The organism is Staphylococcus sp. AntiMn-1 (genome assembly GCF_001663395.1).
Taxonomy (GTDB): Bacteria; Bacillota; Bacilli; order Staphylococcales; family Staphylococcaceae; genus Staphylococcus; species Staphylococcus equorum.
On record NZ_CP012968.1, the window covers coordinates 1,193,043 to 1,218,174 of the forward strand.

General features: G+C 33.0%; 21 protein-coding genes and 3 pseudogenes. 11 read left to right on the plus strand and 13 right to left on the minus strand.

What is annotated here, in order from left to right:
- Positions 1 to 132: 132 nt before the first annotated feature.
- The 3 genes from AOB58_RS05880 to pepT are packed head-to-tail and all read left to right on the plus strand — an operon-like array spanning position 133 to position 2,653.
- On the plus strand, positions 133 to 894 hold the full coding sequence (locus AOB58_RS05880) for a threonine/serine exporter family protein (protein ID WP_002508285.1): 762 nt from the start codon (positions 133 to 135) through the stop codon (positions 892 to 894).
- A gap of 14 nt (positions 895 to 908) precedes the next feature.
- Positions 909 to 1,409: a threonine/serine exporter family protein gene (locus AOB58_RS05885; protein WP_002508286.1), complete on the plus strand. Its 501-nt coding sequence runs from the start codon at positions 909 to 911 to the stop codon at positions 1,407 to 1,409.
- A gap of 11 nt (positions 1,410 to 1,420) precedes the next feature.
- Entirely contained in the window at positions 1,421 to 2,653 is a 1,233-nt protein-coding gene (gene pepT / locus AOB58_RS05890; protein ID WP_002508287.1) for a peptidase T, read from the plus strand.
- A gap of 158 nt (positions 2,654 to 2,811) precedes the next feature.
- Here pepT and AOB58_RS05895 read toward each other — a convergent pair whose 3' ends face one another.
- The 3 genes from AOB58_RS05895 to AOB58_RS05905 all read right to left on the minus strand — a co-directional run bounded on the left by AOB58_RS05895 (position 2,812) and on the right by AOB58_RS05905 (position 5,661).
- Positions 2,812 to 3,930, minus strand: a complete 1,119-nt coding sequence (locus AOB58_RS05895) for a glycerate kinase (protein ID WP_064783076.1) — start codon at positions 3,928 to 3,930, stop codon at positions 2,812 to 2,814.
- Between the two features lie 364 nt (positions 3,931 to 4,294).
- Positions 4,295 to 4,615: a bacillithiol system redox-active protein YtxJ gene (ytxJ, locus tag AOB58_RS05900; RefSeq protein WP_002508289.1), complete on the minus strand. Its 321-nt coding sequence runs from the start codon at positions 4,613 to 4,615 to the stop codon at positions 4,295 to 4,297.
- A 152-nt stretch (positions 4,616 to 4,767) separates the two neighbouring features.
- Positions 4,768 to 5,661, minus strand: a complete 894-nt coding sequence (locus AOB58_RS05905) for an EMYY motif lipoprotein (RefSeq protein WP_064783077.1) — start codon at positions 5,659 to 5,661, stop codon at positions 4,768 to 4,770.
- A gap of 127 nt (positions 5,662 to 5,788) precedes the next feature.
- Between AOB58_RS05905 and AOB58_RS05910 the strand changes: the two are divergent.
- The 3 genes and pseudogenes from AOB58_RS05910 to AOB58_RS05920 all read left to right on the plus strand — a co-directional run bounded on the left by AOB58_RS05910 (position 5,789) and on the right by AOB58_RS05920 (position 7,721).
- Positions 5,789 to 6,325: pseudogene (locus AOB58_RS05910) on the plus strand (GrpB family protein).
- A 116-nt stretch (positions 6,326 to 6,441) separates the two neighbouring features.
- Entirely contained in the window at positions 6,442 to 7,395 is a 954-nt protein-coding gene (gene murB, locus AOB58_RS05915) for a UDP-N-acetylmuramate dehydrogenase (protein ID WP_071562036.1), read from the plus strand.
- 11 nt (positions 7,396 to 7,406) lie between these two features.
- Positions 7,407 to 7,721 (plus strand): CHY zinc finger protein, encoded by a 315-nt coding sequence (locus AOB58_RS05920; protein ID WP_002508293.1) that lies wholly within the window; start codon positions 7,407 to 7,409, stop codon positions 7,719 to 7,721.
- Between the two features lie 183 nt (positions 7,722 to 7,904).
- On the opposite strand, the gene AOB58_RS05925 is transcribed toward AOB58_RS05920, so the two are convergent.
- From AOB58_RS05925 to nrdI, 8 genes and pseudogenes are all read right to left on the minus strand, one after another.
- The gene (locus AOB58_RS05925) at positions 7,905 to 8,228 is read right to left on the minus strand and encodes a PH domain-containing protein (RefSeq protein ID WP_002508294.1); all 324 of its coding nucleotides are present in this window, start codon (positions 8,226 to 8,228) and stop codon (positions 7,905 to 7,907) included.
- Between the two features lie 220 nt (positions 8,229 to 8,448).
- Positions 8,449 to 9,495 carry a ferrated catecholamine ABC transporter substrate-binding lipoprotein SstD gene (locus AOB58_RS05930; RefSeq protein ID WP_064783079.1) on the minus strand — a complete coding sequence of 349 codons (1,047 nt, stop codon included), beginning with the start codon at positions 9,493 to 9,495 and terminating at the stop codon, positions 8,449 to 8,451.
- Positions 9,496 to 9,600: 105 nt separating this feature from the next.
- Positions 9,601 to 10,407 carry an iron ABC transporter ATP-binding protein gene (locus AOB58_RS05935; RefSeq protein WP_082920399.1) on the minus strand — a complete coding sequence of 269 codons (807 nt, stop codon included), beginning with the start codon at positions 10,405 to 10,407 and terminating at the stop codon, positions 9,601 to 9,603.
- Positions 10,408 to 10,413: 6 nt separating this feature from the next.
- A pseudogene (locus AOB58_RS05940) lies at positions 10,414 to 11,355 on the minus strand (iron chelate uptake ABC transporter family permease subunit); the annotation flags it as partial.
- Positions 11,345 to 12,313 (minus strand): ABC transporter permease, encoded by a 969-nt coding sequence (locus AOB58_RS05945; RefSeq protein WP_021339443.1) that lies wholly within the window; start codon positions 12,311 to 12,313, stop codon positions 11,345 to 11,347. The gene AOB58_RS05945 and the pseudogene AOB58_RS05940, both read right to left, overlap by 11 nt.
- 330 nt (positions 12,314 to 12,643) lie before the next feature.
- Positions 12,644 to 13,612: a class 1b ribonucleoside-diphosphate reductase subunit beta gene (gene nrdF, locus AOB58_RS05950; RefSeq protein WP_002508300.1), complete on the minus strand. Its 969-nt coding sequence runs from the start codon at positions 13,610 to 13,612 to the stop codon at positions 12,644 to 12,646.
- 116 nt (positions 13,613 to 13,728) lie between these two features.
- A complete protein-coding gene (gene nrdE / locus AOB58_RS05955; RefSeq protein WP_064783080.1) occupies positions 13,729 to 15,834 on the minus strand; it encodes a class 1b ribonucleoside-diphosphate reductase subunit alpha in 2,106 nt (701 codons plus the stop codon).
- A complete protein-coding gene (gene nrdI, locus AOB58_RS05960) occupies positions 15,797 to 16,195 on the minus strand; it encodes a class Ib ribonucleoside-diphosphate reductase assembly flavoprotein NrdI (protein WP_002512096.1) in 399 nt (132 codons plus the stop codon). Before nrdI ends, nrdE begins: the two co-directional genes overlap by 38 nt.
- 710 nt (positions 16,196 to 16,905) lie before the next feature.
- On the opposite strand from nrdI, the gene AOB58_RS05965 reads away from it, so the two are divergent.
- The 5 genes and pseudogenes from AOB58_RS05965 (at position 16,906) to AOB58_RS05985 (ending at position 23,012) form a co-directional block, all read left to right on the plus strand.
- Entirely contained in the window at positions 16,906 to 17,793 is an 888-nt protein-coding gene (locus AOB58_RS05965) for a DMT family transporter (protein ID WP_021339440.1), read from the plus strand.
- 14 nt (positions 17,794 to 17,807) lie between these two features.
- Entirely contained in the window at positions 17,808 to 18,308 is a 501-nt protein-coding gene (queF, locus tag AOB58_RS05970) for a preQ(1) synthase (RefSeq protein WP_064783081.1), read from the plus strand.
- A gap of 289 nt (positions 18,309 to 18,597) precedes the next feature.
- Positions 18,598 to 20,116, plus strand: a pseudogene (locus tag AOB58_RS05975) (peptide MFS transporter).
- Positions 20,117 to 20,373: 257 nt separating this feature from the next.
- Positions 20,374 to 21,882 carry a peptide MFS transporter gene (locus AOB58_RS05980; RefSeq protein WP_064783082.1) on the plus strand — a complete coding sequence of 503 codons (1,509 nt, stop codon included), beginning with the start codon at positions 20,374 to 20,376 and terminating at the stop codon, positions 21,880 to 21,882.
- Positions 21,883 to 22,052: 170 nt separating this feature from the next.
- Positions 22,053 to 23,012 (plus strand): diacylglycerol/lipid kinase family protein, encoded by a 960-nt coding sequence (locus tag AOB58_RS05985; RefSeq protein ID WP_064783083.1) that lies wholly within the window; start codon positions 22,053 to 22,055, stop codon positions 23,010 to 23,012.
- Positions 23,013 to 23,214: 202 nt separating this feature from the next.
- On the opposite strand, the gene AOB58_RS05990 is transcribed toward AOB58_RS05985, so the two are convergent.
- Both AOB58_RS05990 and hisC read right to left on the minus strand, forming a co-directional pair.
- Positions 23,215 to 23,763, minus strand: coding sequence for a 5' nucleotidase, NT5C type (locus AOB58_RS05990; protein WP_002508308.1), 549 nt, complete (start codon positions 23,761 to 23,763; stop codon positions 23,215 to 23,217).
- A 270-nt stretch (positions 23,764 to 24,033) separates the two neighbouring features.
- Positions 24,034 to 25,089 (minus strand): histidinol-phosphate transaminase, encoded by a 1,056-nt coding sequence (gene hisC / locus AOB58_RS05995; protein WP_064783084.1) that lies wholly within the window; start codon positions 25,087 to 25,089, stop codon positions 24,034 to 24,036.
- Between the last annotated feature and the right edge of the window lie 43 nt (positions 25,090 to 25,132).

Genomic DNA, 25,132 nt, shown 5'->3' on the forward strand with positions numbered 1-25,132 from the left:
CAAAATTATGTTTGTTACAATATATAATGAAAGTTCAAAAATTAATAACATAGTATGAATCATTATTGAAAGTTACTGTTGTACGCTGTAAACTTTCAATTGTTATAAAATCATTTCAGGAGGTGACCAACTATGTCAGATACAATCACTATCATCGATGAAAACAAAGTGATTGACGTCGTACTTATTGCGGGAAGAATTTTGCTAGAAAGTGGCGCTGAAACCTATCGTGTCGAGGATACAATGACACGAATTGCTGCCAATTATGGTTTAGATGATACATATAGCTTTGTAACTTCTACAGCAATTATTTTTTCCCTTAATGATCGTACGAACACACGACTCGTACGTATTCGTGAAAGAACGACTGATTTAGAAAAGATCGCCTTAACCAATAGTTTATCGCGTAAAATTTCAAATAATCAATTAGATATAGACGAGGCAAAATCAGAGCTCATACATTTGCATCACGCATCTTTACAATTTTCATCTATTACAAAATTCTTCGCAGCAGCAGTCGCATGTGGATTCTTCTTAATCATGTTTGGCGGCGGAATTAACGACTTCTTTTTCGCAATTATTGCCGGAGCTGGTGCGTTTTTAACTTTTGATTTTGTACAACGCTATATTCAAATTAAATTCTTTTCAGAATTCCTTAGTGCAGTAGTTGTTATAACGGTCGCCGCCACATTCACTAAATTAGGTCTGGCAGAAAACCAAGACTTTATAACCATAGCTGGCGTCATGCCTCTTGTACCAGGAATATTAATCACCAATGCTATTCGTGATTTAATGGCTGGAGAATTGATTGCTGGTATGTCTCGTGGCGTTGAAGCAGCTCTCACAGCATTTGCAATTGGTGCCGGCGTTGCCATTGTTTTATTAATATTTTAAAAAGGAGTGCTTATATGCTCATCGGCTATTATGTTTTACAATTTATTGTCAGCTTTTTAGCAACAATGCTTTTTTCGATTATCTTTAACGCACCACGTCGACTCCTTTTAGCTTGTGGTTTCGTTGGCGCAATGGGCTGGATTATCTTCAAACTTACTGTGGACTTGGATTTCGGTAAAGTAATGGCTTCATTTTTAGGAAGCTTTATTTTAGCAATTATGAGTCACGTAATGAGTAGACGTTACAAACGACCTGTTATTATCTTTATTGTTCCAGGAATTATCCCATTAGTACCAGGTGGTTTAGCATATGAAGCGACGCGTTATTTAGTTAGTAATCAATATACACTCGCTACAAATACATTTCTTGAAGTCACGTTGATTTCAGGCGCGATTGCTTTTGGTATTCTATGTGCAGAAATCATCTATCATCTCAATACACGGATTAAACAACATTATGGTAGAATGAATGGTAAAACATATAAAAAATCTTACAATATGAACAATAGAGCTTAAGGGGTGTTTTTTTGAAAACTGATATAATTGATAGATTAACAAGATATGTAACAATAGATACACAATCTGATCCAGAGTCTAATACTACGCCTTCTACTGAGAAGCAATGGGATTTACTAAATTTGTTAAATGACGAATTAACGGATTTAGGTTTAGAAACTGACATTGATGAACAAGGTTATTTATTCGCAACATTAGAAAGTAATGTTGGCGAAGTTTTACCTACTGTTGGCTTTTTGGCACATGTTGATACTTCACCTGATTTCAATGCATCAAAGGTAAATCCACAAATTATAGAAAATTATGATGGCCAACCTATCAAATTAGGTGAAACGAGTCGTATATTGAGCCAAGATGTATTTCCTGCTATGAAACACGTAGAAGGTCATACGTTAATGGTCACAGATGGCACATCACTATTAGGTGCTGATGACAAAGCTGGTGTCGTTGAAATCATGGAAGCAATGAAGTATTTAACAGAACATCCAGAAGTCAAACATGGACCTATTCGTATTGCTTTTACGCCAGATGAAGAAATTGGCAGAGGTCCTCATGCCTTTGATGTTGAGCGCTTTAATGCGGATTTCGCCTACACTATGGATGGTAGTGAATTGGGCGAATTACAATATGAAAGTTTCAACGCAGCAGAAGCAATCGTTACGTGTCACGGTGTCAATGTACATCCTGGTTCTGCTAAAAATGCTATGATTAACGCTATTCTCTTGGGTCAACAATTCAATTCATTATTACCACAAAATGAAGTACCCGAAAGAACAGAAGATTACGAAGGTTTCTATCATTTAATGAAAATGAACGGTGATGTTGAAAAAACGACATTACACTATATTATTCGTGATCATGATAGAAATCATTTTGAATTACGTAAGAAGCGTCTTGTTGAGATTAAAAATGATATTAATACGCATTATACTGATGCACCAATAGAAATCGAAATCAATGATCAATACTATAATATGGGTGAAAAAATCGAACCAAACCCACATGTAATTGATATACCTAAACGTGTCTTTGAAAAGTTAGAAATCCCTGCTAATACAGCACCTATTCGTGGTGGAACAGACGGGTCTCAACTTTCATATATGGGACTACCAACCCCTAATATCTTTACAGGTTGCGCTAACTTCCACGGCCCTTTTGAATATGCTTCCATTGATGTTATGGAAAAAGCTGTAGATGTCATTATTGGCATTGCGCAAGAAGTCGTAAACACTTATAAAAAGTAAAATAAATTTGTTATATAGATCCATGTTCAATAAAAAGCGTAGATTCTCACTTTGAGAAATCTACGCTTTTTCTATTACTCATATATACTTACATTCATTCCGTGTCTACTTACAATCATTTATTTAGCATGTGTTTAAAATGATTAACACCTATCTGTTTACACTTCAAATTGTGTTTTCAATAATTTAATTGCTTGTACTGTATAGTGTCTGATTTGAATACCCATCTTGAAGTCTGTAAAGCTTTCAGGCATTTCTATAAACGTATTAAATGTAGCAGTAACACCCATTGATTCAAACAAATCAAATTTGTCATCTGTTGCACATATGGCAATAGATGGTTTATTATGTTTGGTTGCTAACTCTGCAAGACGCACTGTTGTTGTTTCTAAGATTTGGTCTGCTTCATTTACACCTTCACCGAATATAATTAAATCCGCTTGTTGTATCAAATTATCTAAATGAGTAATTTGATCAACAAGTTCGTGGCTTGTCATAATTTCGGCATCATAAAGTACATTTAAGGCTGCAGCAATACCACCACCTGCGCCACCTCTTTGAACAGGACCCATTGTCAGTTTTAGCTCACTTTTGAAAATTTCACTTAAATACCACAGTAAATTGTCTATTTCAGCAGCATCTTGACGTGTCATTCCGTATAGTTCATATGTTTGCATAATTTCACTATTTTTACCATATAGTTTACTGTCAAAATCAGACATTAACTGAAAACGTACATTTTTCAATTGTGGATGAATGCCAGAAATATCTATTTTACGTATATATTTCAACATCTTACTACCTTGACGTAAATCCACTTCTTGAGCCTCATCATCATAGAATTTAGCTCCAAGTGCTTGTAACATACCTGCACCACCGTCAAAGCTGCCTATGCCACCTAAAGACATAATAATATGTTCTGCATCATTATCTAATGCATCTAACACAATTTCGCCTAAACCATAACTTGTACGCTCAATGATTGGCTTGTCCCCTTTTAAAAACAAGTTACCTTCAATAATGGTCATATGGTTATCAGTAATGCCATAAACCGCTTCTACCTCATTCATATCTGCATCATGTGCTGGCACTTTATATTTCGTACCTGACTGCCATAAAAAGACAGAATCCATAAGTTCATGACGACCATTAAATAATGGCACTTGAACAATATCTGCTTTTTCTATTTGGCTAGCTACCGCTTCTTCCACATAACGATTGGCTTGATAGCTAGATATAATACCATTAAATTCATCCATCGCTACTAAAACTTTCATATTTGTCACCTCAAATTATTTTGTTAATAACTGTTATTTTATGATGATTATACATAACTCTAAGAAAATCATCTTCCCTCTGTAGACTTATTTATTATAATAGTACATATGTTGGTTTATATCCCTATGCGAGCATTTAAAACACACTTGCTTTGCAATTAAGCGTTCTAACTCATAACCAACGCTATAAATTATAAAGTTTAGCTCTATAAATTCGTTCACTACCAAATAGCAGTCTATATTTCTCATTCACTTATTTATTATACATGCCATTAGGAAATTTTTCACATTAAAAGAAACGCTTGCTAATCTCTTAGTGTTGATAAAAGATTAACAAGCGTTTCTAAATGTAATTAAATTTGTTTTACTCTTCAGCGTTTGCCAAAGAAGCAACATTAATTTTATCATGACTTGCATTCCAAATTGCTTGTCCCTCAACAAAATAAAATGCTTGTGGCGATTCGTGTTTCACATCTGTTTGTTCTTCTATATAATTAGATAAATCTCTCTCTTGTTGTACGATTAAGTAGTAACCATCCATATCTCTTTCATATAAAAATTTGTTGAATTGGTCCATTGCATTTGCTGAAATCGGACATGTTTCACTATGCTTCAATACAAATGCATATTTGTTTTCTTTAATAATTTGCTTAAACTGGTCAATCGAACTCAGCTTTATAGCCATTCTATTCACCTCTAAAAATATTTAACACACCCTAAGTCTCACCAAGTGTGAAAGTTCCACGATATTCTCATATCATTGTTTCCAATTATACACAATTCTCTTTTTATTGTTAACAGTTTATTCAAATTCTTATAACTTAACTTATACATCTATTAATTGTAGTTATCATTAGCTTGCTGATATTTCTTATTAAAAGTAGTTTCATACTGTTCTAGTTCTTCACCTTTTTGGGGTAACTTATTGTAATCTATTTTCGCTAATTGCTCACTAATTTCGATAGTTTCTTCTCTTGTTTCATAATAATTTTGCAAGCTATAATACATCTCAATAGCATTTTTTCGAGCGTCATTGACATAGGCATCTGTTATTTCAGCTTTATTCAAGTCTCTAATTTGCTTAGTAATTAATGGCATAATTTGCTCTTTAATAGATTTTTTTATTTCATTTGAATCTGTAGAATCAGCCTCTTCTTCTGCAGTGTTTTTTAAGTCTTTATTGTTTTGTTCTAATTTATTTTTGAAATTAGTAACATCTGTACTATTACCAACTGTACTAGCTTTTTGTATATTGTCCTCTACTTGTGATCTGTTTTTCTCAAATAGTTTTGTGTATTCTAAGATATCTTCATTTGCTTTAATCGATTGATTACATAAATCAATAAACGTTTTCAATTCATTGATTGCTGATTTTTTCTTTTTTACTGAATCTAAATAAGTAGATTTAAGCTCTTTTGTTTCATTTGAACCCGTTGGTAAATTTTTTGCTGCTGTTTCGTATTCTTCTAGTTTAGGAATCAATTTGCTATTTAATTCATTTTGCAAATCATTAAATGCTTTCTTGTTTTTATCTGTCATATCTGTCTTACTCAAATTATCTAAACGTTTTAATTGTATGTCATCCATAGCATTTCTTAGTTCTTTTTCTTTATTTTTCACGTCATTTAACGAACTATCAAAATCTTTGAATTCGTTTTCTCCTTCGTTGTTACAAGCAGCTAGTGAAATAGAAAAACAAACTAATAAAACAATGTACAGTATTTTTTTCATTTCTGAACTCCTTATCATTGCATATTATACAGAAACTTATTTAACTTGAAAATGATATATGATATATTGTTTCAGAATTTACAGTTTAACAGTTATATAATAACATTTAAAGGAGTGGTCAACCTATATGTATTCACGCAGACTATTATTTATAACTGAAGATAATAACAATCATTTCACCTAGCGATATAATTATCTCAAAAATGTTTTATTCTTTTTATTAGATAAACCTGTCAAATCAACACATCACATCGGAGGCACAAGACACTTCATGTATCCTACTGAACCTATATTAGATATTTTAGTTGGGGTAAATAATTTACATAACGTGACTTCTTTAGACGAAAAGCGTTTGAATTATGAAGGCTTATATCGATTACACCATCCATATAAGAAAAAATAGTCATGGCTCAATTTAACAATCTTATAGAGTTAAAACAAATCACACGACTACATATTATTCAAAAAGACACGCCACTCTACACTGATTATTTAGAGATGGATGATTTACTGGCTTCAAACAGTATGATTGCTATGCATTTTAATAATAAAAAAACAGCGTTTAGCAAGTCATAACGTAACCATTCGTGATTATGAAAAACACAAACTAATGTTATTTCAACAATTCATTGAACAAACAGACCACAAGTCATTATTAAAATGATTTATGATGACTTATTAATTTAATCAACAGCATAAAATTTGAATAAAACTATAAAACCTTTAATAAATTGCTTTACTATTTAGCAAAGACGGGTAATTATTGGTATAATAAACAAAATGAATTCAACAGGAAAGGATGTTCTAGACTTGCATAAAGATGACATCTTAAAAGAATTAGAAGCAATTGTTCCAAAAGAAATTATTAAAATAGACGAACCATTAAAACGTTATACATATACTGAAACTGGTGGTCAAGCAGACTATTATTTATCACCTACCCAAAATGAACATGTCCAATCTATCGTTCACTATGCATATACAAATGATATCCCGGTCACTTATTTAGGCAATGGCTCAAACATTATTATTCGTGAGGGCGGTATTAGAGGCATTGTAATTAGCTTACTCTCACTAGATTATATAGACGTTTCAGATGATGCTATTATTTCAGGCAGTGGTGCAGCGATTATCGATGTATCTCGTACTGCTAGAGACCATGCGCTAACTGGCTTAGAGTTTGCTTGTGGTATCCCAGGATCAATTGGTGGCGCTGTTTTTATGAATGCTGGTGCATATGGCGGCGAAATCAAAGATTGCATTGACTATGCGCTGTGTGTAAATGATAAAGGTGAACTCATTACATTAACTAATAAAGATTTAGAGTTAGATTACCGTAATAGTATTGTTCAAAAAGAACATTTAGTCGTTCTCGAAGCAGCATTCACTTTAATGCCTGGTGACAAACAAGCTATCCAAGAAAAAATGGATGATTTAACGGAAAGAAGAGAATCTAAGCAACCTTTAGAATATCCATCATGTGGTAGTGTGTTTCAACGTCCTCCTGGCCACTTTGCCGGTAAATTGATTCAAGATGCTGAACTACAAGGTCATCGTATTGGTGGCGTCGAAGTGTCTAAGAAACATGCTGGCTTTATGGTGAACGTAGACAATGGAAGCGCAACAGACTATGAAGATCTAATCCACCACGTTCAAAAAGTAGTAAAAGAGAAATTTGATGTTGAACTACATCGAGAAGTTAGAATTATTGGCGAACACCCAAACGATAATTAGGAGAATTGATTATGGTTAATATATATGGTTCTACTGTAGACAATGAAGCACGTTGCACGCATTATCCAACCCCATTAGACATCATCGCAATTAAATTTAAGTGTTGCGGTAAATACTATCCATGCTATAAATGTCATAACGAACATGAATCACATGCTATAAAAAGATGGGATTCTAGTGAATTTAATGAAAAAGCAATTTTATGTGGTGTATGTAGACATGAAATGACAATCAATGAATATATGATGATTGAAGCCTGTCCTAAGTGTGATGGCCACTTTAATAATCGTTGTAAATATCATTACCATCTTTATTTTTCTATATAAACTTCATGCGTTATGCTTAATAATGAATTGAAAAAGGTACTAATCCGTTAATTAATGGATTAGTACCTTTTTATATATTTAAAATAGACTTATACCGATTTTCAAGTACATGCTTAACTAAGCAAACAAATATAAAATAACTTTAAGGCTTGGCACTATGTACTTTATTTTAAAATTCTCATACTATTTTATTTGTTCTTTTACAAATTGTACAAAGGCTTCTGCATCACCTTTTTGTATTTGCTTCATTGGCATTGGTCCAATATTAAAAGTAAAATCAATTTTTTCACCATCGTAACTAATTTGTTCTACTTCTTTATAAGCAATACTTCTGTAATAAAATTCCCCATTCATATCAACATTTAAAATAATACGTTCATTTGTTGCAATAAAAGCACCTTCAAATTCTGAAGAACCTTGAACTGAATATTCTATTGTTCCTAATACACTTGGCCCCTTTTTCTCAGTTGGAAATAAATCACTTGGATTTACATTATCTAAAATCATACACTTCACTCACCCTTTTCTTTAGTTTATTATACAAGTTTTAAAAATGAATTTTCACGTACTTAATCAATTCATTTTTAGCATAACAAAGAAAATGTTTAATCTAAAGTTCCAAGCCACCCCAAACTATCTTCTTGAAACATAAAAAGTCGACAAAGCCATATGGCTTTGTCGACTTTCTGAAAGGAATTGTATCCCCCACGATTATCCTTTTTAAATATTATTTTTCAATTGCTTTTTCTACTTCTTCAATTTGTTTAATTGATGTAGTTGTAGAACCACTTGCGAAGTACCAAAGTTTTGGATCTAATTCATAAACTTTGTTTTCTTTTATAGCATCTACATTTTTGATAACGTCGTTACCTAAAGCTTGTTCAGCTGTTGACTTACCAGCAATTGCTTGTCCACGGTCCATAGCAAAGATGATATTAGGATTTTTTTCTGCTATATACTCATTCGTTACGTTTTGACCGTGTTTACTACTCTTAATATTTTCATCTGCAGCTGTGAAGCCCATTGTATCAAAAATCATTGCACCGAATCGTTCTCCAGCACCGTATGTTGATAATTCACCTTCGTTAACTAATAAGAATAATGCTTTTTCATCTTTTAAGTCTTTTGTTTTTTCTTTGATGCCAGCAATTTTATCATCTAATTTTTTAGTAAGTGATTTTGCTTCGTCTTCTTTTTGGTAAATTTTACCTAATGTTTCAGTGTTTTTCTTCATTGAATTCACTTGGTCTTTGTCGTCAGCGCCAACATATACAACTTTTGCATCTGGTGCTGCTTTTTTGAATTCATCTAGATTTTTTTGATTTGCTGTACGCCCAGAAATATAAATTACATCTGGTTTAGCTTCTGCAACTTTGTCGAAATTAACTTCTTTTAGGCTTCCTGTGTTTAAGTATTTTTCATCTTTAAAATCGCTTAAGAAATCAGGTAGTGACTTAGCTCCTTCACCTTTAGGAAGTGCTTTAACTTTATCTTCAAGTCCTAATTCTTTCAATGTATCTAATGTACCATAATCAAAAACAACTGCTTTTTCAGGGTTTGTAGGCACTTCTACTGTTTCTTTAACCGTTTTAGCATCACTGCCATCACGTTTTTCCCCACTAGCCTTATAATTATTTTCAACTTTTACAGTTTTATTTGAACCTTCACTTTCTGATTTTGCATCAGATGATTTTTTATCCTCTGATCCACCATTACTACATGCTACTAATAAAAACATTAAACCTACAACTAATAATAAAGATAATTTTTTCATGTTTCTTACGCCTCCTGATTTTCCTAATGATGTATTCCTTTTATGCCCTTAAAAAGTATAACCACGTTACAGTTGCATCACTACCTTCAAATGTTACGAATGGAATTACATTGAGTATGCGAGCTCTAAATCTTGAGTTGCTGTGAGCTCATCGAAATACACACAAATGCGTTGACCGCGGATTTCTTCAATTCTTACATCCATGTCATATAAAGCTTTTAATGTATCTGTTTGAATAACCTCATCTTTTGTACTTGCTTTGACAACTTCACCGTCTTTTAAAGCGATAATATCGTCTGAATAACAAGAAGCGAAGTTAATATCGTGAATAACAACGATTACAGTTTTATTTAAATCTTTTGCGAGTTGTCGTAATGTTTGCATAATTTGAACTGAATGTTTCATATCAAGATTATTCAATGGTTCATCTAACAAGATATAATCTGTATTTTGCGCAATTGTCATGGCTACATATGCACGTTGACGTTGCCCACCAGATAGTGTTTTTATATAGCGATTTCTAATCTCTTTAAGATGTAACAATTCCAACGCATATTCAACTTGTTCTTTATCTTCTTGTTTGAGATGACCTTTAGAATATGGAAATCGTCCAAAATTGACTAATTGCTCTACCGTAATATTGAGCTCGGTATGATTAGATTGTTTAAGTATCGATAATCTTTTAGCTATTTCATTACTTTTATAATCACTAATTGATTTACCTTCGATTTCTATAGAGCCATCTTCAAAGTCCATTAGGCGTGTAATTGCGGCTAACAATGTACTTTTCCCAGCGCCATTTGGTCCAATCATAGAAGTGAGTCGTCCTTTATTTATATCAACATTAATATCTTTTAAAATTTCTTTATCTTGAATATTTTTATTAACCCTTGTACTCGTATCAATTCGCATGTCTCCTTTTATTAATAAGTAAATGAAGTAACTTCCACCTACTAAATCAATAATTATACTTACTTGCGTCGTTGCTTGGAATAAATTCTCTACTACACCTTGTGCTATGAATAGACTTAGCCAACTCATTAGAATAGTTGCTGGTAATATGTATTTATGTTCATATGTCTTCATCAATTCATGTGCTAAGTTAACAGTTAATAATCCTAAAAATGTAATCGGACCAACGAGTGCTGTTGAAACAGATACAAGCACTGAAACGAGTATTAGCAATAATCTCGTTAACGTTTTATATGAAATACCTAAATTGATTGCTTGATCTTTTCCTAATAAAAGCACATCTAAATATGGTATAGCCCGCATCGTAATCAAAATGAGAATAACTAATATAACACCACAGAGCGTTACTAATTTAGTATTAGATGCGTCAAAGTTTGCAAACATGGAGCTTTGTACAGCCAAGAAATCTTCTGGGTTTATTATTAATTCTAAAAATCCAGTAATACTTCTGAAAAAGGTCCCGAGTATAACCCCTACGAGTAGGATGAAATAAACAGAAACATCACCAATTCTGAAGATACCTTGAAATAAAAGTAATGAAAAAACAATCATTACTAATAATGAAATAGCAAAACTGAGATACAAGTTAGTAACAAATACAGACTGTACGCCAAATGCAAACACGATTAGAACCTTCACAAACATGTATACAGAATCAAGTCCCATAATTGAAGGTGTTAGTAACCGGTTACTTGTAATCGCTTGGAATATCACTACTGAAGCTGCGATTGCGGCTCCGACTAATATCATCAGTATTAATTTTCTTAATCGGCTAGAAAATTGATACTGGAAAATATCAAAATCAATACCTATCACAAGGTAAAGACCTGCAGCTACCACTGTTACTGCAAATAAAATAGATAGTTTTGTTTTAGGGCTAGTTTGCATAGTTATGTCGTCCTTTCATCAGCAAGATTATAAAAATAACAGTGCCAAAAACACCAATTGTTAATCCAATATTGATTTCGTAAGGATACACAACAATTCTGCCGATTATATCTGAAAACATTACAAAAATAGCACCTAACATTGCTGTATGTGGCAATGCGTTTTTTAAATGATCTCCTCTGAATATAGAAACGATATTGGGAACAATCAAACCTAAAAATGGAAGTGTTCCAACTGTCACAACTACTAATGCAGTAATTGTTGCAGTAATAAATAAACCGACGTTAATTATTCTTTCATAATTAACACCTAGATTATTACTAAAATCTTTCCCCATCCCAGCAATCGTAAATTGATTCGCAAATATATATGTAAGTATTAATAAAGGAATGCTTAAGTATAATATTTCATATCTCCCGCTTGTAATAATGGCAAAATTCCCATTCATCCAGTTTCCGATACTTTGTACCGCATTCGTTCTTAAGGCAATAAATGTAGCGAAACTAGAAACGATACCACCGAGCATAATCCCTAAGAGTGGAATAAAAATGACATCAGTAAATCGAATAAATTGAACTAATTTCACAAACAGGAAGGTGCCACCAATGCTTAGCGTGACCGCAAATACTAATTTAATAATAATATTTGCTTCTGGAAATAGGATCAGCGATAATAAAATACCTAACTTAGCCCACTCCATCGTTCCTGCAGTTGTTGGACTAACAAATTTATTTTGCATCATTTGTTGCATAATCAATCCCGCAAGTGCCAACGTGCTTCCAGAAATTAATATACTTACCGTTCTCGGAATCCTACTAGATACAATTATGTTTATTTGCTCTTTAGATAAGTGGAATATGTCTGTAATTGAAACATTACTGACACCAATAAATAGAGAAAGGATAGTTAATAATAATAAAATGATAAATAGGACAATACCATTAAGTAAGAATTTCATAATGAGGTAACCTAATCCTTTCGATGTACAATAAATTCATAAACACTATTGGTTTTGATAATCATTATCAATAGTTATATTAAAATTTTAACATTTTTGGCGGTAAATTCAATAGCAATAGGCCATTTTAGTAAAAGTATTCGTAAATTATGTAAAAAAATGACCTTCCAAATTATTTTCACCAAATAAAAAGCCACCAAATTCTCCTTTCGGAAAATCTAGCAGCTCTTAAAATAGGAAGCATTGTTCCTAGTATTTTCTTGTAGCGTCATGTTATCTGGGCAGTCTTAAACAGACTTAACCAAATTACATAACTGCAACAATTTTATTTTAATCTTCAAATACAAAGTCTTCATCTTTTAATGCTTCAACATTCAACGCTAACGTATAACCGTCACCTTTAACTGAGAAAAAGTCATGGTTTTTCGTTGAAGTATCTAACGCATTTTCAATAATTGGGTTAAATTCTTTTTCTTCAAAGTATGAATCAAAGCCTAAGTTAGCTAATGCTTTATTACCATTATATCTAACATAATTTAGTACATCTTCTGCTATTCCTACTTCATCATATAGTGAATGTGTGTACGCTACTTCGTTTTTATACAAGTCATCTAACAACTTATACATGTCCTGATCTGCTTGTTGTTTTTCACTTTCTGACAGTTCATTACGCATACTTTGTGCATCCATACCTGTAAATACACCGTGGATAGATTCATCTAATAGGATTTTACGTATAATCTCACCCGATGTTGTCATTCTTCCTTGTCCTGCAAGGTAAAGTGGATAATAGAAACCAGAATAGAATAAGAATGTTTCTAAAAATACACTTGATACACGTGCCATATATTGATCATATACAGACGCATCTTTACCCCAAAGTTTGTGATAGTTATTTACAATTTTATCTGATTTGTATTTTAAATGTGGTTCTTCTAAAACCCATTTATCTAATAAATAGTTCGTTTCACTGGAAGGTAGTAACGTTGTAAAGATATGCGAATAACTTTTAGCATGGACTTGTTCCATCATACCCATAAATGAATAGACCGCTTTTTTACGTAAATCCGTTGTGTGTAACATGATAAGTGGCATACCGTCATCTGCTTGATGTGTATCCAATCCTGTTAAACCTGCTAAAGCTTTTTTGAAGGCGTTCTTTTCTGCGTCAGATAAAGTCTTCCAACTTGCAATATCTTTTGATACTTTAAACTCTGTTTCTACCCACATTTGTGAAATATTTTGTCGCCAAAACATATTTGTCATGTCTTCTTGCGTATTCCAATTGACTGCTTTCATTTAGATAAATTCCCCTATCCAGTAAAAATTTAATTAAGCAGTGATTTACAGCCTAATCTATATAAAAGACTAGGCTGTTTGTAAAAAACCACATTGCTTATCCGTTACTTAAAATTCTATATCGAACAACTTGTACATTCTTCAACGCTTAACAATTTATTTCTAGTATAATATAACGATTTTAATCCTTTGTGATGTGCGTAAACATATAGTCGAGACAGTTCACGCGTTGATATTTCTGAATTAACATAAAGAATGGTAGAAATACCTTGGTCCACATGTGTTTGAATCGTTGAGATTAAATCGATTAATTTCATTTGATCTGTATTAAATGCTGATTTATAGTACCACATTGTTTCTGGTGATAAGAAAGGCATAGGATAAAATGTTTCAGCATTACCATAAGTACGACGTTCAATTTGATCGACGATTGGCATAACAGAGCTTGTCGCATTTTGTACATAAGAAATACTTTGTGTTGGCGCAATTGCTAAACGATATGCATGGAATAAACCATTTGCTTCAACTTCTTTTTGCAATGCTTTCCAATCTTCTGGAGATGGTATCTCTAAACCATCAAATAATTTGCGTACTTTTTCAAATTTCGCTTCGAATGTTTGTGAAGTATAGAATTCAAAATATTTACCATTGGCATAATCTGATTTATCAAAGTCTTTATAAGTTTCTTGTCTTTCTTTAGCAATTTCCATTGAGCGTTCAATGGAATAATAGTTCATCATCATAAAGAAGATATTAGCAAAGTCTTTTGCTTCTTCAGACTCATAGCCAATTTTATTTTTCGCTAAATAACCATGTAAGTTCATTACACCTAAACCAACTGAATGTAACTCACTATTTGCTTTTCTTACACCTGGTGCGTTTTGAATGTCTGCTTCATCACTTACTACAGTCAATGCATCCATACCCGTGTGTACTGAATTCTTGAATTTACCTGATTCCATTACGTTAACGATATTTAACGAACCTAAGTTACAAGAGATGTCACGGTTAATTTCATCTTCTGTGCCATAATCGTTAATAATTGAAGTTTCTTGTAATTGGAAAATTTCAGTACATAAGTTACTCATTTTAATTTGGCCAATGTTTGAGTTTGCATGAACTTTATTAGCATTATCTTTAAACATTAAATAAGGATAACCAGATTGTAATTGTGTCTGAGCAATTGTGTTTAACATGTCACGTGCATCTTTTGTCTTTTTATCAATATTTGGATTTGCGACAAGTTCATCGTAATATGCATCAAGATCAATATCATCTAATGTCACACCATACTCTTTATAAATAGTATGTGGTGCAAACATATGGAAATCTTTACCTTCTTTTGCTAAATCAAAGAATTTAGACGGCACGATTAAACCTGTTGATATTGTAGATAAACGTAAATCTTCATCAGCGTTTACTTTTTTCGTATCTAAAAACTCTTCAACATCATAGTGGAAGATATTTAAATATACTGCGCCAGCACCTGGGCGTTGTCCTAGTTGATCTGCGTAACTAAAGCCACCTTCAAGTGATTTTGCAACAGGTAGTACACCTTTTGCTACACCTTTAATACCTTTGATTGCTTCACCACGCGCACGTAATTTAGACAAGTTAATCGCAACACCGCCACCAATTTTACTTAATTGTTTCGCTGTGGAATCAATGAAGTTGATAGAATTTAAACTGTCATCTGCCTCAAGTAAGAAACAAGATACAAGTTCTCCGCGGCGTGCGCGTCCAGCGTTTAAGAATGTTGGTGTTGCAGGTTGATAACGTTGTTCAACCATTGCAGAAATAAACTGTTTAGCTGTAGCTTTATGTCCATTTGCTAAATATAATGCAACAATTGCAACGTGTTGCTTGTAGTCTTCTAAATATTGACTTTTATCATTCGTTTTCAATGCATAATCTTTATAAAACTTACTTGCAGACATGTAGCTCGCAAAATTGAATGGAATGCTTTTAGCATAATCAGTGATTTCTTCTAATTCTGCCACTGAATATTTAGCAAATACATCAAAATAGAAATCATTATCAACGAGATAGTGAAGACGTTCAAGTTCAGTATCAAAATAAATTGTCTTATCCTGTATCTCTTCTAGATAGACTGCTAATGCCTCTTGATCTTTTTCTAAATCAAAAAAACCATTTTCTTTGCGCTTGGTAACTTCGTTATTTAATTCAATATGATTGTATTTCTTCTCGTCCATAATCTTCATTGAAATGCCCCACCTTATCTTTAAATTCGCTTATATCGTTCGTTGTGCCATGTAATTCAAACTTCATTAATAATGGAACTTGATACCGTTCCGAAATAGATCGTCCAGCTTTTGCAAAATTTTGTCCCCAGTTTCGGTTTCCGCTAGCTGCAACAGCTTGTAATAAGTCGTGATTAATATCTAAAAATGACTGAACAGGTGGCGGTACTTCGCCAAACCCTATTGTTCCAGTGACCAATATGAAAGGCTCATCCATTCTTTCAGAACAATTATTTTGTGTGATTTCCATTACGTTGGTAAGTTCAGTTCGCTTTATGAATCTACGCACATTGCCAGAAAATGAAAAATATACAACCTTCATCGGATCACCTACTTTCTAAAATATATTTATCTTATTATGATAAAATCATGTATTATATTTAAATGCTTAAAGACACTTTGAAAAATCAAAATAACTTAGTTTCTCGAACTAACCACAATATATAGTAATTTCTATATCTATATGTAGTTATGTAAAAACTCAATAATTAAGTATTAATGCTTGATTTGTCATGTTTAAGAGCCTAAAACAGTGTGATTTTACATAAATTTTGATTTATTATAAATAAATTGACCACGTAATAAAACACTATATATTGTGTTTCGTCCTGGTCATCAATACTATATTATGTGTTTCATTATACATAACTCAGAAGATTATTAAAAGGCTTTTATTTACGACAAAATGTTGAATAATCAATAGAAATGGCACCAATTCAACCTTAAAGTGATATTCATGAATCAAAAATTATTTTTTTGTGATTTTAAGGTTTTATTATTTGCTTTTCATAAAAATCTTGCAATGCTTGATGTGTCGTCTTTTACACAAAATCATTTTATACATTGTGTGAAATACAATGTGTCAATATCATATATTCTATTCTTATAAGTAAAAGATTCACCCTAAATAATAGAACGTTTGTTCGTATTTATATCTTAATATATTTCTCTTCGATTTTCAACCATATATACATCTTCAGAGCATATATGCTAATATGAATACGTTAAAAATTAAAAATTGAGGCGATACATGTGAATCCTAAAGTTAAAGGTATCATTGCTATCTTAGTTTCAGCAGTTGGCTTTAGTTTTATGACTGTCTTCTTCCGATTAGCCGGTGACTTGCCTGTATTTCAAAAGTCTCTCGCTCGAAATTTAGTAGCAATGTTTATACCATTATATTTTATTTTAAAGTATAAACAGCCCTTATTTGGCAAATTAAGTAGTCAACCTTTATTGATTTCTCGTTCAACGTTGGGATTGATTGGTGTGTTACTTAATATCTACGCTATCGATCACATGCTTTTAAGTGATGCAGATACATTAATGAAGCTCAATCCATTTTGGACGATACTACTAAGTATTATCTTCTTAAATGAGAAAGTACGTAATTATCAATTTGTAGCTATGATTGTAGCCATTTTTGGTATGTTGTTTGTTGTTAAACCAGAATTCTCCTCCACTATGATTCCTGCATTGGGCGGGTTATTCTCTGGTATTTTTGCAGCAAGTGCTTATACGTGTGTCAGAGCATTGAGTACACGTGAAGCACCTTACACTATTGTATTTTATTTTTCATTCTTTTCCATTATAGTATTGATACCTTTTACTGTGTTTACATTTGAACCCATGTCTACGATGCAAGTTGTTTATTTAATCGGTGCAGGATTAGCAGCTGCTGCAGGACAAATTGGTATAACACTGGCTTATAGTTACGCACCAGCTAAAGATATTTCAATATTCACGTATGCATCTATTATATTTACCGCAGTATTTGGTTTTATATTATTCGGCGAAACACCAGATTCATTCGCTATCTTAGGCTATATTATTATTATAGGTGCCAGTTACTATATGTTTGAAAAAGCACGTCGACAACCACTTACAATTCAAAAAGAAGAACAAAAACCTAAACGCTAAAGGAGCGATATGCAATGACTGAAGGACGCAATAAAGAAGAATTAGAAGATATTACATTATTAGGTAATCAAAACAATAAATATGATTTTGATTATAGACCTGATGTTTTAGAATCATTTGATAACAAACACCCTGGACGCGATTATTTTGTGAAATTCAATTGTCCAGAATTCACATCATTATGCCCTATTACAGGCCAACCTGATTTCGCAACGATTTATATTTCTTATATTCCTAATATTAAAATGGTAGAATCTAAATCGTTAAAGCTTTATTTATTTAGTTTTAGAAACCATGGTGACTTCCACGAAGACTGTATGAACATTATAATGAATGATCTAATTGATTTAATGGATCCAGATTATATTGAAGTTTGGGGCAAATTCACGCCGCGTGGTGGTATTTCAATAGATCCATATACAAACTATGGCCGTCCTGATTCTAAGTATGAAAAAATGGCAGAACATCGTTTAATGAATCATGACCTTTATCCAGAAAAAATAGATAATAGATAATAAATTACTATTTTTTTCTACTCCTCACCTACAAGGATTGAAATTTTGGGATATTAATATATGTCTACCATCATTAAACCATCGACTAAGTCACATGATTTAGCCGATGGTTTTTTGTATGCTTTCACGGGGATAAATTACTAAACTCTAATATGATATTCTCACCCTATTTTTATAATTTTTAAATGTATAGTGTAAAATTTACTTACATTTGAATAATTCAGGGACACACTTGTTTTTTTTATGAAAACAGTATAGAATAAATCCAACCATTTAAGGGAGGGAAATTATGAAAAAAGTTAATCATAATCACGAAGAAATCATGAAAAGCATTCCAAACAAAGGTTTCTTCGGACATCCAAAAGGACTAAGCACACTATTCTTGACTGAGTTTTGGGAGAGATTCAGTTACTATGGTATGAAAGCCATATTAATTTTCTATCTATATTATAGTGTTGCTGACGGTGGCTTCGGGCTTAGCCAAGCAGTCGCTATGCAAATTGTTGCTATTTACGGAACTTTAATTTATATGTCTGGTCTTATCGGAGGGTGGATTGCAGATCGGATTACTGGAACGCAAGATGCCGTCTTCTATGGTGGGTTCCTCATCATGTTTGGACATATCCTATTATCCATTCCGGGTAATTTAACAGCAGCAATGATAGCTTTACTTCTAATTATCGCAGGTACAGGGTTATTAAAACCAAATATCTCTACTACCGTTGGTGAATTATACGAACGCAATGATCCAAGACGTGATGCAGCATTTACGTTATTTTACATGGGGATTAATTTAGGGGCTTTGCTTTCACCTTTAATTACTGGGCAATTGCAAACTAGAATTGGTTTCCACGCTGGTTTTTTAGCAGCAGCAATTGGAATGTTTTTTGGTCTAATCGTTTTTGCACTCAAACGTAAAAAGAATTTAGGGTTAGCTGGTCGCAATGTGCCAATACCGTTAACAAGACCAGAAATCAAAAAATTCGTACTTATTACTGTTGGCGTTATCGTATTATTCTTAATATATTTATGGATTCTACATTTAAATAATGCCTTAACATTAGGTAACTTTAGTTTCTTAATTACACTGTTAGGTATTGTATTACCGGTATACATATTCCTTAATATGATATTAAGTAAGAATATAACAAAAGATGAACGTTCACGTGTTTATAGTTATGTACCTTTATATATTACTTCCGTGGCTTTCTGGATGATTCAAGAACAAGGTTCAACGATACTTGCAACATTTGCAGATAAAAAAACACAATTAGAAATGTCAGAATTAACAAATGGTTTAATTGATTTTTCAATACCTGCAGCATGGGCGCAGTCATTAAATCCAATTTTCATTGTGCTCTTGGCGCCAATTTTCGCAACACTTTGGATGAAATTAGGAAAGTACAACCCGCCTACCGTACATAAATTTGCTATCGGCACGATTATCGCGGGCTTCTCCTATTTAATTATGATTATTCCATTAGCTACAGGCAACGCGTTAATCAATCCATTATGGCTTGTACTAAGTTTCTTATTGATTACGATTGGTGAACTTTGTATCTCACCAGTAGGTTTGTTTATCTACAACTACTAAATTAGCACCACTAACGTTCACTGCACGTATGATGAGCCTATGGATGCTAAGTAATGCAACTGCACAAGGGCTTAACGCTCAACTTGTTGTTGTCTATACAAAGATGAATCAAAGTGACTACTTTATGTACTCAGGTCTTATCGCTGTAATCATTGGTATTCTATTACTTATGATTTCACCAAAAGTAAGACGTGCTATGAAAGGCGTTTACTAAACAATCAAAACTAAATACGATTTAAAAAAGTAGTGTCACTTCATTGTGCCACTACTTTTTTGTGTACATTATCAACAAAGACTAATTTTACTAAATGTTAATGCTTTAAAATTAAAATCAAATAAAATAACTTTAAAATATTAACAGAATTTTCCGAATATTGTTATTGTGAGAATATTATTGAAATTTAGTTTTATTAGGAGTAAAATCTATTTTATACATTTTTTTATTGGGAGCAAGAAAGGACGGGAATTTTTATGCAAAATCAGGACAAAACCCAAGACCAAGCCATCCAATCCATTCCACAAAAAGGATTCTTTGGTCACCCTAAAGGTCTAGGGGTTTTATTTTTCGTTGAATTTTGGGAGAGATTTAGTTATTACGGGATGCGCGCGTTACTTATCTTTTATATGTATTTCGCAATCAAAGATGGTGGACTCGGCATGGACAAGGGTACTGCACAATCAGTCATGGCTGTTTATGGTGCTCTAATCTATATGACTTCAGTACTTGGTGGTTGGATATCTGATAGAATCACTGGTACGCGTTCAGCCACATTTTACGGTGGCGTATTGATCATCATTGGACATATATTCTTAAGTTTACCGTTAGATATCGTCGGTTTATTCATCTCCATGTTCTTTATTATCGTGGGTTCAGGATTAATGAAACCAAGTATTTCTAATATTGTAGGTAGACTATATCCTGAGAATGATACACGTATGGATGCTGGATTCGTTATTTTCTATATGTCTGTAAATTTAGGTGGGCTACTTTCACCATTAATATTAGATCAATTTGTTAAATCAGGCGATTTCCATGCTGGCTTTTTAATTGCAGCAGTGGGTATGGCACTAGGTTTAGTTTGGTATATGATCTTCAATAAGAAAAACATTGGCGATGTAGGAACGAAGCCTACGAATCCTTTAAATCAAAGTGAGAAAAAGAAATACGGTCTAATATTCGCAGCTTCAGCCATAGTTATTGCAGCCGTATTAATCATCACTGGATTAACTGGAACACTTTCATTTAACATTGTAAGTACCACTGTATTGATACTTGGGGTCGCGTTACCTATCATTTACTTTACAATTATGATTCGCAGTAAAGAAGTTACATCTGATGAACGTTCACGTGTCATTTCCTTCATCCCCCTATTTATTTTAGGTGTGGTTTTCTGGTCAATTCAAGAACAAGGTGCAAATGTGCTCAACATTTTCGCGCTTGAAAGTAGTGATATGTCTTTAAATATATTTGGATGGACAACAGATTTTGGACCAACCTGGTTCCAATCTATTAATCCTCTATTCATCGTATTACTTGCGCCAGTACTTTCAATTATCTGGGCTAAAATGGCAAGACGTCAGCCAAGTTTAGCTACGAAATTTGTCTTAGGTGCATTTTTAGCTGGGGCTTCTTACATAATGATTGGCTTAATTGGCATTTCATCCGGTGGTGCAATGATAAGTGTAAACTGGATTATCTTGTCATATGTTATTTGTGTAATTGGTGAATTATGTTTATCACCTACTGGTAATAGTGCAGCAGTAAAACTTGCACCTAAAGCCTTTAACACACAAATGATGAGCTTATGGTTACTAACAAACGCCTGTGCTCAAGCCATTAACGGTACCTTAGTAAAACTTATCGAACCACTTGGCTATAAAAATTATTTCCTATTCCTAGGAGTAATTGCGATTGTAGTCAGCCTAATCATCCTTGCCTTTGTACCAAAAATCGTCAAAGGTATGCGCGGGGTTAAATAATAATTTAATGATTTAAGTTTGCACAGTAGCTGCCCGATATTTAGTCAGCCCTATGAGAGCGGGAATACGAAATCAAATTTCAAGTTTTGATTTCGTATTCTCCGCTCTTTTTTATTTATTTTTAGTGAAAATCGGGTAAACTTAATAGGTAAATCAAAATTCTAAGAAATATGGTGAATAAATTGACACAATCAAAATTTAAACACGGCGTATTATTTTACCATGAACACTCAGGTATAAAAGATATATATAACGGGCTCGGAGATGTAGCATCCTCACTGACAACATTTTGTAAACATCTCTCTATCCAATTAAGTGAAAATGAAGGAGACATAATTACTTATTGTAAAAAAATAAAAGAACAAAGTTATAGTGATGATGTAGATATTATCTTTATTTTAGGTGGAGACGGCACGGTAAATGAACTCGTTAATGGCATGATGCAAAGTCAGCTCGATATCCCAATCGGTATTATACCTGGCGGGACGTTTAATGATTTTGTAAAAACATTAAATTTGCACCCACGTCATAAAGTAGCAAGTGAACAACTTAAAGAAGCAGAACTAAGATCTTATGATGTTATGAAAGTAAATGATGAATATGCTTTAAACTTTGTAGGCATGGGGCTGATTGTACAAAACGCAGAGAATGTACAAAACGGTAACAAAGATGTCTTTGGTAAACTAAGTTACGTTGGTTCTACAGTGAAAACATTACTTAATCCAGAACACTTTGACTATAAAATAACTGTCGATGAAAATGAAATTGAAGGTAATACCACAATGCTTGTAGTAGCGAATGGCCCGTTCATAGGTGGCAGTCGTATACCTTTAACTGATTTATCTCCCAATGATGGTTATTTAAATACATTTATCTTCACAGAAGAAAGAACCAGTGTCTTAAACGATATATTTAAGCAACGTGACAGTATGAATTGGAATAATATGACGGATGGTATTAAACATGTATTAGCGAAGAAAATCACCATCGCTACTGACCCACAGATGAAAGTTGACATTGATGGTGAAGTTGACTTAAAAACACCGCTTCAAATCGAAGTTGTGCCTGATGCTATTCAAATACTAACACTTCCAGAACATAAACAAGTGACCGATACTGAATCAGAATAATTAAGCTTTAACGCGATGTTTTAAATTACAAACAACCACTTAGTTTCAAAAATCGTTATATTTTAACTAGCAAAGTGGCTGAGATATAAGTTTCTCAATTAACTAAAAAAACGGTGTTTTCTACGTGAAATAAAGTAGAAAACACCGTTTTTATGTTGTTATATATTTGTATCTAAAACGCATATCTCAAACACTTAAATGGTTAAATGTTGTACTCACTATCTCCTAGGAAATAATTCTCAACATCTTTCCAATTATTCACACGATCAAATCTGTCATCATTGATATTGTGCGTTGCAGTATACATAATCGGTGTACCAGTAAAGATGCTCAACTGTCTAGGATTATCGTCGATTAAATAATCCGCTTTAACAATATCTTTTCGACCACAAAATACAAAATGCTGAGGGTCTAAAAATGGAAAGAAGTGTCTTAACCAATCATACTTATCATGGAATGAAGTCGGTACATCCATTGCCGCAGTCGCAATATATACATCATAATGCTCAGTTAGTTTTTTAACGACATCTTGTGCATCATCCATAACTTGTAATCTTCTGAAAAAGCCAGGTTCCCTTAAAATTTCTGTTAGTAAGCCATCATGCTCAGGCATTGCATGTCTTAATTTTATCCCGTCTAACATCTCATATGTAATCCCTAAATCCGTGCGTTTATTCACGTCATCAAGTAATGCACCTACTGTATCAGCAAGTACCTCATCCATATCAATAGCAATCGATTTTCTCGTCATTTACTACTCTACTCCCTTTTCAATAGCTTCAATCTTTATTATATATAGCCAAAACACTATGTAAAAAGCGACTACATATAACTCCTTTTTTCACTTCTAAGTATAACAAATAACGTTCAACTAAACCAAAATTGTACTTATAAATATAATTTAAACCATGTTAAATGCTATTCACATAACACTTCTCATCATCTTAAATGAATTGGTTTATTATATTTATCTTTACATACACACTTTAGTCTCGTTGAACGTCATCATCATTGATTATAATTAAAATTCAAAGCTTTTAAGTACTTCGATCATTTTATCATTTTGTTCTGGAAAACCGATTGTCACTCGAACCCCTTTAGGAAATTCTCTTGTAATACAACCAACATTTAAAAATGCTTCATATAAATCATGCGGTTTGTCTGTATTGATATAGACAAAGTTTGTTTGACTTGGATAAAATCTATCACTTACAGCTAATTCAAAGAATTTTGCTCTCTCTTGCGCGTTATGTTCGCGAATAGATGCTAAGTATTCTTGATCTTCTAATGCTGCCAACGCTGCATACTCAGATAAGCGTCCTACATTAAATGGTGGACGTATAATATTCCATTTTTCGATCGCTTCTTTAGCTGCAACGACATAACCAATACGCATGCCTGCTAAGCCATATGCTTTAGAGAATGTGCGTAATAAAAATGCATTTGTAAATTGCTCTTGTAAGGCTAATGTATCAGGGAAATCCTCCGCAGTTACAAATTCTACATAGGCTTCGTCTATAATTACTGGAACATGACTTGGTACACGTGTTAAGAAATGTTGTAACTCTTCATGCGTAAAATAAGTGCCTGTTGGATTATTTGGATTACATAACCATACGAGTTTCGTATCATCGTCAATCTCTGCTAATATACCTTCTAAATCAAAACATCCATTTTGCATAGGCACTTGTGCTACATTTGCAGCTTCTACGGTTGCATTATGATAATACTGTCCAAACGTCATTTCACTTGTTACTATTTTATCTCCAGGAGTGAGTACCGCACGTGAAATCATTAAAATGACTTCGTCTAGGCCTGCTCCGAATAATATGCGTGATGCATCAACATTTAAGTGCTTACTGATTGCTTCTTTGATTAATGGAGAACCGGTCTCAGGATAAAATTGCAATTCATCTAAATGTGCTTGAATCGCCTCGTTAACTTTTGGTGACGGACCATATAAATTTTCATTTGAAGCTAATTTATATAATTCACCTTCAATCCCGTAACTTTCTTTCAATGCTCTAGGCGATAAACCTGGTTCATATGCTGATAATTGTTCAATTTGCTTTTTCATTGTTGCTTCGGGCCTCCTTAAATTTACAGAAATTTCAAAACTT